We start from the raw sequence: 12,346 nt of genomic DNA on the forward strand, positions 1-12,346 counted from the left end.
GATGTTCAGGCTCGCGCATATTTCCGATGTCCATCTGGGGCCGCTTCCCGGTGTAACCTATCGCGAACTCGCGTCCAAGCGCGTCGTCGGCTACGTCAACTGGCAGCGCAACCGCCGCCGCCATATGCACGATGCCGTCATCGACACCATCGTCGCCGACATGAAGGCGAGCACACCCGACCACCTCACCGTTACCGGCGATCTGGTCAATCTGGCGCTCGACGGCGAGATCGAGATGGCCAAGCACTGGCTTGAGACGCTGGGTTCGCCCGAGGATGTCTCGGTGGTGCCGGGCAACCACGACGCCTATGTGCCGGGCGCCTTCGACAAGGTCTGCCGCTCCTGGGCGGCGTGGATGAGCGGCGACGGCGTGACTGCGCCGATCGACCGCAACGCTTTTCCCTATCTGCGCGTACGCGGCAATGTCGCGCTGATCGGCGTTTCGACGGCGCGCGCCACGGCGCCGTTCATGGCCAACGGCTTCTTCCTCGAAGGTCAGGCGCAAAGGCTGGCGACAGTGCTCGACGCAACGAACAAACGCGGCCTGTTGCGGGTGATCATGATCCATCATCCGCCGGTGCGCGGCGCCGTCGCCCAGCAAAAGCGCCTGTTCGGCATCTCCCGCTTCCACAAGACCGTTCATAGGCATGGCGCCGAACTCGTGCTGCACGGCCATTCGCATCTGCCGTCGCTGTTCTTCATCGGCGGGCGCGGCGCCAGGATTCCGGTCGTCGGCGTCGCCGCCGCCGGGCAGTCGCCAGGCAGCAAGAACCCGGCGGCACAGTACAATCTGCTCGATATTGACGGGGAGAAGGGCAATTGGCTGATTCGCCTGACGCGGCGCGGCCTGACCGGGCCGGCCTTGCCGCCATCGGACCTGCAGGTCATTGAACTCGGCGCGCAGACACCGAGGCCTTCAGATCGTTGATCAGAAGCTGATCTTCATCGCCATCAGGCGATCCCAAAACAGCGCGGCCGCCACCGCCAGGCCAACAAGCGCGCCGGCGGCGACCAAGCCGAGACCGGAAAGGAACGTCGACCAGCCCTTGCGGGGCACGGCTGCCTGCAAGGGCGGCTCAGCTTCCGGCACGGCGGCGCGTTTCAGGTCGGCGACGGCCGGCTCGACACCGCCCTCCATCATGCGCTGGCGCTCGACGATGCGCTCCGCCACATAGCGCGTGACCTGATCGGCGACCGGTTTCATATCGGTCGATTCGGCGAGCACGACGCGGCCGATGCGGGTATCCCTGAGAAAGCGGTAGGTGCGGCGGTCGCGCCCCATGGCGACATGGCTGACGGCGTCGATCCACAGGCGGGGCTGCAGGCCGGAGGAGACGACGAAGTCGAAATTGTCCATGTCGGCGGGCACGTCGGCAAAGACCGGGGCGAGCTCGGCGGCGAGCAGATCAAGCCGCATCCGGTGCGCCTCGCGCATGTCGACCACGACATCGTCGCGATCGGCGAAGGCATTTTTCACATCGCGAACGGCGTCGGACAGTTTGCGGGAGGTGTCGATGGGGGTGATGTTTTCGCCAGTGTCCTTCATCGGCGTCGCCTCGCTGATATGGTTAATTGCGAGTTAACACAGGCGGCGGCAAAATGCACTGGCGAGATGCGGGGCGCAAGTAAGTTAGCTCGCCGCGGCCTCGAATGTCGGACGCAGGCGCCTGCCGCGGCGTGCCATGTTTCGGCGCACGGCCTGGGCGACCACATCAGGCACTTCCTCGACCAGCATATGGCCGGCATCGAGCACGTGATGAATATGAAAATGCGCCGGCAGACAATCAGCCTGGGTAAAGGGCAGCACCGGATCGTCCGTTCCCCAAACCACCATCACCGGCATGTCGAGCGTGTCCAGCTGTTCGCGGGGTATGACCCCCTGCCGCTCGTTCCTGGTCATGACGGCCGATATCTCAATCAGCTTGCGCAACTGGCCGGGGCGACGGCGTACGTCCGCCAGGACGCCAACGATGCGTTCGGGCGGCGGGCTTCGCGGTCCCGACATGGCGGCAAGGCAGGCGCGGATTTCCCGTCTGTCGGCGGCCGCGGCGTAGCGGCGCAACAGCGGTCCGTTGATCTCGGGGCCAACACCGCCCGGCGCCAGAAGCGTCAGCGAGCCTATCCTTTCAGGCTCGGCAAGCGCCATCAGGGAGGCGACCGCGCCGCCCATCGAATGACCGGCGACATGCACCCTTGCTATCCCGCGTGCGGCGATATCGGCGAGAACCGCTCGCGCCGCTGTTTTGGCCGGGCCGCTGCCAGGAAATTCGAGAGACAGTCCGTGTCCCGGAAGATCGTAGGCCAAGGTCCTGACATCGGGCCCTAGCGACGCGGTCACCTCGCGCCAGATATCATGGCAACCACCGAAGCCATGCAGCAGGACGACCGTCTTCGGCCCGGCGCCCCGCTCGGCAACATAGAGGGATGAGACCATGAAAATGTGCGATTATTGCAAGACTGGAGAGGAAATTCGAATCGAGGCTGGATTGCTCCCAGTCCAGACCGATGGCCAGTAAAGTTTTCGCGATCCGGAAAGACTAGCTGGCGTTGCCGAGGCCCGCGGCGCGCAGCGCCTCAACCAGCCGGTCGGTCAGATCGGCGGGATATTTGCGCTCGGCGAAGGCCGCGCGCGGATCGGCGGCGAATTTCGGGAATTTGGTGGTCAGCTCATCCAGAAGCTTGGCTGCCAGCTGTTCGCGGCCGGCAGCCTTGGCGCCGATCAGCCGCGCCGCCAGATAATGCGATTTCATCGCCGTCGTGCGCAGCGACTCGCTGGCTATCGCGGCCTTGTTCATGTCGCCCAGCATGAACTGTCCGGCGAAAAGCCCAAAATCCCACCATGTCGGATGGCCGCTGAACGTCTCGACGGCATGGGTCAGGATCGGTGTTCCCTCGGCATATTTGCCGGCAAAGATCAGGCCATAGCCGTAAGCGGCAGCCATGCCGAGGTCGTAGGGGTTGAGCTCATAGGCCTTGCGCATCCAGCGGATCGATTCCTCGGTGTTGCCGAGGCGCGAGTTGAGGTAGCCATAGGCGCGGTGCGCATAAGGGCTGGTCGGTCCCATCTGGATGGCGCGATGGGCGAAAGACATTGCCTGTTCGACCGTCGCGCCAGGCGGATAGGCGTAATGATCGGTGGCGGCCTCAAGGGTCAGGGAGGCCAGTTCCGAATAGACCAACGACGATTTCGCACCCTGGCCGGCGAGGTTGTCCAGGCAGCGATAGGCGGCCTCGTGCGTCCTGGTGCTCTGGTCGAGATAGTATCTGTCGTTGAGGATCAGGCAGCTCGTCAGCCCGGTCTGGATGCCGTTCTGTTCGATGTAGCTGTAGAGCGGGCCGGAGGCGGGAATGGTCGAGCTGAGGATGGCGGCGATACGATCCTCGACGGTGCCAGGTGCGCTGTCGGCGACCGTCAGACTGCGGGACAAAAGCACGCGGCCCGTCGCCACGCTCTGCAGTTCGAGCGTCACGTCACCTGCCATCGGTCCCGGCAGGACATCGAAAACGAAGCTGGTCGGGTCGGTGCTCGGATCGCGCTTGCTGTCGGCGTCGCGGCCGATGAAGTCGATGGTGTCGAAACCGGCAAGGCCGGCGCGCAGCGAAGCGGCGACGCGGCCGGCCTCGGGGCCGGTGGCCTTCACGGCGATGTAGACGAGGGGCAGGGCCTCCATCGACGGCGTTGCGATGCTGCTCGTTACGCCCGCGGTCTCGACCGCCGCGGTCGGATCGCTGCTGGCAAGCAATGCGCCGCTGCCCTGGCGCAGGATGAGCACGCCCAGCATGAGGATGACCAGCGTCATGGCGACCCAGAAGAACTGGAGATGGCGCGCCAGCGAAGGCCCAGGTTCTGTAACCCCCGCGGCCGTCGCGCCAGCGGGAACGGCGTCAAGAGCCGTCTGGTCGGGCGATCCGGGCAAGGCGGCTACCGCCGCCGCAAGCGGCTCCTGCCCAACCGGCAGGCGTATGGCGTTGAGCTCATAGGACGGCACGTAGCCGCCGCGCGGAATGGCAATGCGAACCGGTTCGGCTATGCCTTCATTGGCGAAATAATGCTGGAGAAGTTCGCGCAGCCGGCCTGCCTGCACCCGGACAACGGCGTCGGTCGACGAATCGAAATCGCCGTCCTTGCCGAAGACGTCCATGGCGATGGAGAAACCCTTGAGCCTGTCGGCTTCGCCGGCCTGCTCGCGCTCAACAAGATAGCGCAGCAACTTGCGCGCGCGCTCGGAACGGCCGAACGTTTCGCTGGCGAGCAGTCGCTCCAGTGTCTCGCGCACTGCGGGGGCGGCAGGCGTGGCATGCTGCAAGTGTCGATCCTCTCGAACTCGGCACAGGTTGAGGCGCAATCATATAGAGCCTGCACTTCCATACAAGCATGCTTATGTTATGCGATCGCGTAACACACCGGATAGTTACTGGTGGAGACACGAAAAACCGGAATTTCTCCCGGCAAATGAGGGATTTCCGGGCGCCGCGGACATTCGGCGCCCAGGAAAATATCAGCCGGCCTTGCGGCTAATTATTCGGTTAGCGGCCGAAACAACGGCTTCCAGCGAGGCGCCGACGATGTTGGTGTTGATGCCGGCGCCGAACAGCTTGCCGCCGGGATATTCCATCTCGACATAGGAAATCGCCGAGGCGTTCGAGCCGCGCTGGAGCGAATGTTCGGAATAATCCAGGACCGACATGTCGACGCCAACATGACGCGACAGCGCATCGACGAAGCCGTCGATCGGGCCGGTGCCGGAGCCGGCGATGGTCGTCTCCTTGCCGTTGTCGAGGATCACCGCCTCGACCACGCGCCGGCCCTTTTTCTCGGTATCGGGATAGGTGTGATGGTCGAGGAACTTCAGTCGTGCGCCGGGCTGGTCGACATAGGTTTCGATAAAGCGGTCATGGATGCGTTTTGCCGGCACTTCCTTGCCTTCGGCGTCGGTGATCGCCTGGATCTCCTGGCTGAACTCGATCTGCAGGTTGCGCGGCAGATTGAGGCCGTAATCGGCCTGCAGTACATAGGCGATGCCGCCTTTGCCCGACTGCGAGTTGATGCGGATGATCGCCTCGTAGCTGCGTCCGACATCGGCCGGATCGATCGGCAGATAGGGCACTTCCCAGACCGGCGTGTTGGCCTTCTTCAAGGCCTTCATGCCCTTGTTGATGGCGTCCTGGTGCGAGCCGGAAAAGGCGGTGTAGACGAGTTCGCCGACATAGGGATGGCGCTCGGAGATCTTCAGCTGGTTGGAATATTCGTAGACGTCCTTCATCCGGTTGATGTCGGAGCAATCCAGATGGGGATCGACGCCTTGCGTGTACATGTTGAGCGCCAGCGTCACGATGTCGACATTTCCGGTGCGCTCGCCATTGCCGAACAGCGTGCCTTCGACGCGGTCCGCACCCGCCATCAGGCCGAGCTCGGTGGTGGCGATGCCGGTGCCGCGATCGTTGTGGGGGTGCAGCGAGATCAGCAGGTTCTCGCGGTCGTCCAGGTTGCGGCACATCCATTCGATCCGGTCGGCATAGATGTTGGGCGTCGACATCTCGACCGTCGACGGCAGGTTGATGATCAGTCTGTTGTCGGCTGTCGGCTTCACGATCTCGGTGACGGCGTTGCATATCTCCAGCGCGACTTCGAGCTCGGTGCCGGTAAAGCTTTCGGGCGAATATTCGAAGCGATAACCGCCGCCGGCCTTGGCCGCCATGTCGGTGATCATCTTGGCCGCGTCGGTGGCGATGCGCTTGATACCGCCGACATCCTTCTCGAAGACGACGCGACGCTGCAACTCGCTGGTCGAATTGTAGAAATGCACGATCGGGTTGGTGGCGCCCTTCAGAGATTCGAAGGTGCGGGTGATGAGTTCGGGACGGCACTGCACCAGCACCTGTAGCGAAACATCAGCCGGCACATTGCCTTCCTCGATGCACCAGCGGGCGAAATCGAAATCGGTCTGCGAGGCCGAGGGGAAACCGATCTCGATCTCCTTGAAACCCATGTCGAGCAGCAGGGCGAGCATGCGCGCCTTGCGCTCATGACCCATCGGATCGATCAGCGCCTGGTTGCCGTCGCGCAAATCGACCGAGCACCAGACCGGTGCCTTGTCGATGACCTTGTTGGGCCAGGTGCGGTCGGTGAGACCGACCGTCGGGTAGGGCTGGTATTTTCGGGCCGCGCCCGGCATGTGGCCGGCCGCGCGTTTTACGCTTTCGGCTTCGCCGGCGCGGATGTCTTCTCGTGCGTTCATCGTCTTGTTCTCCCGGCGGCTCGCGGATCGGTCTTCGGACGGATTCCAGGGCGAGCAGCGCCTTATCAGATTTTCGTTCGCTTGATGTGAATTGCCAATTTCTGAACTGGCCAAGGAGCGTGCGCGTAAGCGGCGGTTCGACCGCCGGGCGCTCCTTCAGCGAACCCGGCGATCGCCGATAAGGCCGAGAAGAAGCAGGGTCGATGCCAGCGCGCGCACGGTCTCGCCGGCAAAGCCGGTCGGACGGGAAGCGACGGAGGAGACGCGCGTGTTCATGGCGGGTTTCATACAGGAGCCGCCATGTACAGGCAAGTGGGCTGCCATTCCACCACTCGCGAGCACTCTTCCCCATGCGCGGCAAATGCGCCAGACTTGCGTGTAGCCGGGGCCGCAATGCTTCGCCGTCTGAGGGGTCATCCGTGAATTTCGTTTTCTTCTCGCCGCATTTTCCCGCCAACGGCGCCGATTTCTGCGACCGGCTGAAGAAGGCCGGCGCCACGGTGCTGGGCATTGGCGATGCGCCTTATGAGGCGCTGGACGGCAAGCTGAAGGCGGCCCTGTCGGAATATTACCGCATCGCCGACATGGAGGACTACGATCCGGTGTTCCGGGCGATGGGTCATTTCATCCACAAATGGGGCCGCATCGAGCGCTTCGAGTCCCTCAACGAGCATTGGCTGGAGCTGGAAGCCAACATCCGCACCGACTTCAACATCTACGGAACCAAGCTCGATTTCGTGAAGAATTTGAAGCGCAAGAGCCGCATGCGTGCATTCTTTCGCAAGAGCGGCGTCGACACCATCGCCCAGCGCAAATGCTCCGACCGGGCCGGTGCCATGACCTTCATCCGCCGCGTCGGCTATCCCGTGGTGGTGAAGCCCGATTCCGGGTCCGGCGCCTCGAACACCTTCAAGATTTCCAACGCCAAGGAACTTGACAAGTTCTTCAACGACAAGCCCGAGGATGTGACCTTCGTCATGGAGCAGTTCATCGAGGGGCTGGTGGTGACGTTCGATGGGCTGGTCAACCGTGACGGCGAGGTGGTGCTGGCGGCCAGCCACCGGTACGACCAGAGCATCATGGAAGTGGTCAACAAGGACCGCCACATGAGCTACACCTGCTTTCCCAAGGTCCGACCGGCGATCGAAGAGGCCGGCCGCAAGATCCTCAAGGCGTTCGACGTGCGCGAACGCTTCTTCCACATCGAGCTGTTCGAAACCAAGGACGACCGCGTCATCGCGCTTGAGGTCAACATGCGGCCGCCCGGCGCCTGGATGACCGATGCGATCAACTACACGTTCGACATCGACGTCTACGCGGCCTGGGCCGACATGGTGGTGAAGGATGCCGCCGGTGGTCCTTATGAGGGCAAGTATTTCACCGCTTATGCCAGCCGCAAGCAGCACCTCCACTATTTGCACAGCCATGAGGACGTGCTAGCCGCGCATCGCGACAAGATCGTCCATCATCAGCCGATAGAAAAGGTTTTCAGCCGCGCTATGGGAAATTACGCCTACCAGATGCGCTCGAAGGACGAGAGAGAGCTGCGCGCGGCCGTCGCCTACATCCACGCGGAAAAGGCTTAGACGCGATGGACATCTCCTATCACAAGGGTTTCTCCGGCAATCTCGGCCGCGACATGGAATACAAGCGCTACGGCCATGCCGGCCGGCCGGTGGTGGTGTTCCCGACGTCGCAGGGGCGGTTCTACCAGTTCGAGGATTCCGGCGGGGTTGGAGCGCTGGCCGAATTCATCGATACCGGCCGCATCCAGCTGTTTGCGGTCGACGGCGTCGATTCGGAATCGTTCTTCAACAAGCATGCCGGCGCCGCCCACCGTATCGGTCGCCACGAGGCTTATTTCCGATATGTGCGCGAGGAGGCGCTGCCGGAGTTTCTGGCGACCGCCGAGCAAGCCAATGGCGGGCGCAAATTAAAGCCGCTGTTCACCGGCTGTTCGATGGGCGGTTATCATTCCTCGAACTTCGTCTTTCGCTTTCCCGAACTCGCCAGCGGCGTCATCGCGCTGTCGGGCGTCTATTCGGCGGGCGACTTCTTCGGCAAGGTGCTGGAAGGCGACATTTTCTACAATTCGCCGCTCGACTATCTGCCCGGCATCGTAGACCCAAAACTGCTTGCCCGGCTGAAGGCGCTGAGGATGATCTTCTGCTGCGGGCAGGGCGCCTGGGAAGAGCGGATGCTGGTCGAGACGCGCAGGCTGGAACAGATCCTGCGCGACAAATCCATTCCCGCCTGGGTCGACTATTGGGGCGGCGATGTCAGTCATGACTGGCCATGGTGGCACAAGCAGCTGGTCTATTTCTTCGGCCGCTGGCTGGATGACGATCTGATGCACCGGCTCGATTGATGGCCACACCCGAACCTATCCGCCGCTTTATCGAGGCCACCAATGCGGGTGATAGCGAAGCCGTTCTCGACACGTTCACAGCCGACGCGTCCCTGACCGACTGGGGGCGGTCCTTCCAGGGCCGCCAGCAGATCGCGCGCTGGAACCAGTCGGACAATATCGGCGTGAAGTCCAATCTTCGCATTGTCCGCATCGCCGAGGTCGAGGGCAGCTACCGCGTCCGCATTGCCGTGAAAGGCAATGGCTTCAACGGCGAGGGTGACATGACCTTCGTGCTGGACGGCCACCGCATAGCGAGCCTCGTCATCTCCTGACGCGGCTCAGCTACCCTTCTTGGCAAACCGGCAGAGCAATGGTCTCGTGTTCCACCGCCGATCCACGGCGCAAGCCGAGAAAGACGAGAAGGGCGGTGACGATGGTGATTGCCGCCAGCACGATCAGCAGCCTGTCGAACGCGATCTCATAGGCCTGGACCAGGACCGTGGCTCCGGCACCCGGCAAGCGGGCTGCCGCTTCGCCGATGTTGCCGGTCACCAGCAGCTGCGCGGCGGCGGTTGCATCCAGGGAAGTCGCCGTTCCCTGAGCCGCCAGTTGGGCTGCCGTGAAACCCGACAGGACTGCCATGACGATCGCCAGCGCCACGCCTTCGCAAGCGACGCGGGTGGTGTTGAAGATGCCGACCGCCATGCCGGCACGCTCTTTCGGCACGACGCCGACGGCAAGTCCGTCCATCAGCCCCCAGGGCAGGGCGATGCCGACGCCTATGAGGATCAGCGGCGCCACCAGCGCTGCGACGACAGGCGGTGTCAGGCTCAGCCAGACAAGGCCGCCGGCGGCCACAAGCAGGCCGACACCGCAGATCGTTGCCGGAGCGATCCAGCGCGCTACCTGGCCGGCGAGCAGTGGCAGGATCAACAGCGGTCCCGACAGGCAGATCATCAACTGCCCCGCCTTGATCTCGCTCATCCCCTCGATGCCGATGAAGCGGATCGGCAACAGCACCAGCAGGACGACGAAGCCATAGGCGGGAGCGGCCGCCAGGAACTGGACGCCGACGAAGCGGGGAAAGCGGAACAGCGAGAGATCGAGCATCGGCCGGCGCACGCGCCGCTCGACGACCACGAAAGCGGCAAAGCAAAGGGCGGCCGCCACGAGAAGCGCGATCACCAGGGGATCGGTCCAGCCACTCTGCGGCGCTTGCAGCACGCCGTAGGTCAGCGATGCCAGCGCGATCGTAAAGGTGCCGGCTCCCGCCCAGTCGAGGCCGGTCGCATCCGGATCGCGCGATTCCCTGATGGTGCGCAGGCCGAGCAAAGCGGCTGCAATCGCGAGCACTGCCACCAAGACGAAGATCGATCGCCAGCCGAAAGCATCTATGAGCAGGCCCGACGCGATCGGCCCAAAAGCGAGGCCGATGCCGAAACTGGTGCCGAGGAAGGAGAAGGCGCGCAGCCGCAATGGCCCATCGAATTCCTGGGCAAGAGCGGAGGCGCCGCCGGCAAAGGCGGCGGCACTGCCGAGCCCTTGCGCAGCCCTGAGCACATCGAACCAGACGATATCAGGGGCGAACATCGATCCCAGCGATGCCAGCACATAGGTGGCGAGGCCAACAAGGAAGAGCCGCTTGCGGCCATGATTGTCGGCCAGCGCGCCTGATGCCATCAAGGTGGCGGCGAAGGTCAGCATGAAGGCGTTGGTCACCCAGTTGAGCGCGATCGGGCTGCCGCCGAGGTCGGCCGCAATGCGGGAAAGCGCGACGGCCGGGCCGGTGAAGGTCAAGGGCATTGTCATGGCGGCAAGGCATACCGACAACAGGACAAGCCATGGCGCGACCGCGCCGTTTGTGGTCTTCGAGGTCATGGATTTCCTATCTGAACCAGGATCCGCCGGCCTGCCGCAAGCTTGCTGCGCCGGTCGTAACGGGAAGATAGGCTCGCGACACCTCGAGAAAAATAGTGTTAAATCTCCAGATATACCGGACTGAAACGCTCGAATGGAGAGATGCGACGGAACGCCTCAATGGGCTCCTGGCCTTTGCCCGCACGGCTGAGTTCGGCAGCTTCATCGCTGCGGGCCGCACGCTCGGCATCTCGGCATCGGCCGTCGGCAAGAGCGTCGCCAGGCTCGAGCAGGATCTCGGCGTAAGGTTGCTTCAGCGCAGCACGCGCCGCATCGGCCTGACCGAAGAGGGCAAGCTGTTCAACGAGCGGGTGCGGCGCATCCTCGACGACATCGACGATGCCGAGGCGATGCTGTCGCGGAGCCGCGAAACACCGCATGGGCGGCTGCGCGTTTCGACACCGATCGTGACCTATCATTTGCTGTTCCCGGTGCTGTCCGAGTTCATGGCGCGCTATCCCGAAATCGAACTCGACATCGACTTCAACGACTGCATCGTCGACCTCATCGACGAAGGCGTCGACATCGCGATCCGCAGCGGCGACCTGCCGGATTCGCGCCTGGTGGCGCGGCCGCTTGCACCCTTCCGGCTGCTGTTGTGTGCGGCACCCTCCTATATCGAGCAGCACGGCAACCCGAGCCGCCCGGACGATCTCGTGAACCATTACGGCATCCGCTTCCGCTTTCCCAACAGCGGCAAGCTGCAAGGCTGGCCGTTCATCGGCGGCAGCGCCGAGCCGCAGGTCCGCTCGATGCTGACCTGCAACAACACGGAGGCGCTGAAGGGCGCCACGATGGCCGGGCTCGGCATCAGCTCGATGCCCGATTTCCTGGTCCGCGAGGCGCTGCGTGACGGCCTGCTGCGCACGGTGCTGGACGACCATGTCGACGGCCGCGGCCAGTTCCGGTTGTTGTGGCCGTCCAATCGTCATTTGTCGCCGAAGGTTCGCGCCTTCGTCGATTTCCTTCCCGACCGGCTTGCCGCGACGCTGAGCGGCTCTTGAATTAGTCCTTCGCGGCCGACGGCGATAACGAAGACAGCGAGGAATAGCTCTGCTTCTCAGTAGGTGGCGCGGCCGCCGGACAGGTCGAAGGTCGCGCCGGTGGTGAAGGAATTTTCGTCCGATAGCATGAAGGCGATCATCGCAGCCGCCTCTTCGACTTCGACGAACCGGCCTCGCGGCACCTTGCCCAGCATGTAGGCGACCTGGGCCTCAGTGAGCTGTTCGAGGATGCGGGTGCGGGCGGGCGATGGGGTCAGCGCGTTGACGGCGATGTCGTGGCCGGCCAGTTCCTTACCGAGCGATTTTGTCAGCGCGAGCACGCCGGCCTTGGCGGCGGAATAGGCGGCGGCATTCGGATTGCCTTCCTTGCCTGCGACCGAGGCGATGTTGACGATGCGGCCGTAGCTGCGCGCGATCATGCCGGGCACCAGGCGCTTGCAGCAGTAGAAGACGCCGTTGAGGTCGATGTCGATTATCTGGCGCCAGGCGGCAGGATCATAATCCGCCACCGTCGCTGCCGGTCCGGCGATGCCGGCATTGTTTACCAGCAGATCGACCGGACCAAGCGAGCGCTCGGTTTCGGTCGCGGCGCTGTCGACGGCCTCCATCAGCGATTGATCGCACAGCAAACCCTCGACCCGGCCGAGCGGGGCGAGTTCGGAAACGGCCTTCGCCATGGCGGTCTCGTCCACATCCCAGATGGCGACGCTGGCGCCCGATGACAGCAGTCGCCGGGCGACAGCAAGGCCGATGCCTTGCGCGCCGCCGGTCACCACGGCGACCCGGCCTGAGAGATCGACGGCATTCACACGACGTTTCATGGGCACTTTTCCTCT

Annotated in this window: 11 protein-coding genes; 5 read left to right on the forward strand and 6 right to left on the reverse strand. The window is 63.6% G+C overall.

Annotated elements, in window-relative coordinates; translation table 11 throughout:
* Position 1 precedes the first annotated feature (1 nt).
* A complete protein-coding gene (locus NKL04_RS00620; protein ID WP_023695843.1) occupies positions 2 to 928 on the forward strand; it encodes a metallophosphoesterase family protein in 927 nt (308 codons plus the stop codon).
* Here the strand turns inward: NKL04_RS00620 and NKL04_RS00625 are convergent, their stop codons facing one another.
* From NKL04_RS00625 to leuA, 4 genes are all read right to left on the reverse strand, one after another.
* Positions 929 to 1,546: a hypothetical protein gene (locus NKL04_RS00625; RefSeq protein WP_023683637.1), complete on the reverse strand. Its 618-nt coding sequence runs from the start codon at positions 1,544 to 1,546 to the stop codon at positions 929 to 931.
* Positions 1,547 to 1,630: 84 nt separating this feature from the next.
* The gene (locus tag NKL04_RS00630; RefSeq protein ID WP_023699706.1) at positions 1,631 to 2,434 is read right to left on the reverse strand and encodes an alpha/beta fold hydrolase; all 804 of its coding nucleotides are present in this window, start codon (positions 2,432 to 2,434) and stop codon (positions 1,631 to 1,633) included.
* Positions 2,435 to 2,537: 103 nt separating this feature from the next.
* Positions 2,538 to 4,307 (reverse strand): tetratricopeptide repeat protein, encoded by a 1,770-nt coding sequence (locus NKL04_RS00635; RefSeq protein ID WP_023699705.1) that lies wholly within the window; start codon positions 4,305 to 4,307, stop codon positions 2,538 to 2,540.
* Positions 4,308 to 4,499: 192 nt separating this feature from the next.
* Positions 4,500 to 6,176 carry a 2-isopropylmalate synthase gene (gene leuA, locus NKL04_RS00640; RefSeq protein WP_023699704.1) on the reverse strand — a complete coding sequence of 559 codons (1,677 nt, stop codon included), beginning with the start codon at positions 6,174 to 6,176 and terminating at the stop codon, positions 4,500 to 4,502.
* Between the two features lie 482 nt (positions 6,177 to 6,658).
* Here leuA and NKL04_RS00645 point away from each other — a divergent pair, with 482 nt between their 5' ends.
* From NKL04_RS00645 to NKL04_RS00655, 3 genes are read left to right on the forward strand one after another with little or no spacing between them, the layout of a single operon-like run.
* Positions 6,659 to 7,825, forward strand: coding sequence for an ATP-grasp domain-containing protein (locus NKL04_RS00645; protein ID WP_023699703.1), 1,167 nt, complete (start codon positions 6,659 to 6,661; stop codon positions 7,823 to 7,825).
* A gap of 5 nt (positions 7,826 to 7,830) precedes the next feature.
* The gene (locus NKL04_RS00650; protein WP_352723119.1) at positions 7,831 to 8,607 is read left to right on the forward strand and encodes an esterase family protein; all 777 of its coding nucleotides are present in this window, start codon (positions 7,831 to 7,833) and stop codon (positions 8,605 to 8,607) included.
* On the forward strand, positions 8,607 to 8,921 hold the full coding sequence (locus tag NKL04_RS00655) for a nuclear transport factor 2 family protein (protein ID WP_031208974.1): 315 nt from the start codon (positions 8,607 to 8,609) through the stop codon (positions 8,919 to 8,921). Before NKL04_RS00650 ends, NKL04_RS00655 begins: the two co-directional genes overlap by 1 nt.
* A gap of 10 nt (positions 8,922 to 8,931) precedes the next feature.
* On the opposite strand, the gene NKL04_RS00660 is transcribed toward NKL04_RS00655, so the two are convergent.
* On the reverse strand, positions 8,932 to 10,467 hold the full coding sequence (locus NKL04_RS00660; RefSeq protein WP_352723123.1) for an MFS transporter: 1,536 nt from the start codon (positions 10,465 to 10,467) through the stop codon (positions 8,932 to 8,934).
* Between the two features lie 95 nt (positions 10,468 to 10,562).
* Here NKL04_RS00660 and NKL04_RS00665 point away from each other — a divergent pair, with 95 nt between their 5' ends.
* A complete protein-coding gene (locus NKL04_RS00665; RefSeq protein WP_023699701.1) occupies positions 10,563 to 11,510 on the forward strand; it encodes a LysR family transcriptional regulator in 948 nt (315 codons plus the stop codon).
* Between the two features lie 56 nt (positions 11,511 to 11,566).
* Here NKL04_RS00665 and NKL04_RS00670 read toward each other — a convergent pair whose 3' ends face one another.
* A complete protein-coding gene (locus tag NKL04_RS00670; protein ID WP_023669968.1) occupies positions 11,567 to 12,319 on the reverse strand; it encodes an SDR family NAD(P)-dependent oxidoreductase in 753 nt (250 codons plus the stop codon).
* Between the last annotated feature and the right edge of the window lie 27 nt (positions 12,320 to 12,346).

It is taken from the genome of Mesorhizobium sp. C264A (genome assembly GCF_040324515.1).
Classification (GTDB): domain Bacteria; phylum Pseudomonadota; class Alphaproteobacteria; order Rhizobiales; family Rhizobiaceae; genus Mesorhizobium.

Excerpts from the sequence above, each read along its gene's own strand:
- NKL04_RS00630 (WP_023699706.1), bottom strand. The coding sequence starts at position 2,434 with ATGGTCTCATCCCTCTATGTTGCCGAGCGGGGCGCCGGGCCGAAGACG.
- NKL04_RS00625 (WP_023683637.1), bottom strand. The coding sequence starts at position 1,546 with ATGAAGGACACTGGCGAAAACATCACCCCCATCGACACCTCCCGCAAA.
- NKL04_RS00660 (WP_352723123.1), bottom strand. The coding sequence starts at position 10,467 with ATGACCTCGAAGACCACAAACGGCGCGGTCGCGCCATGGCTTGTCCTG.
- NKL04_RS00620 (WP_023695843.1), top strand. The coding sequence starts at position 2 with ATGTTCAGGCTCGCGCATATTTCCGATGTCCATCTGGGGCCGCTTCCC.
- NKL04_RS00650 (WP_352723119.1), top strand. The coding sequence starts at position 7,831 with ATGGACATCTCCTATCACAAGGGTTTCTCCGGCAATCTCGGCCGCGAC.
- leuA (WP_023699704.1), bottom strand. The coding sequence starts at position 6,176 with ATGCCGGGCGCGGCCCGAAAATACCAGCCCTACCCGACGGTCGGTCTC.
- NKL04_RS00655 (WP_031208974.1), top strand. The coding sequence starts at position 8,607 with ATGGCCACACCCGAACCTATCCGCCGCTTTATCGAGGCCACCAATGCG.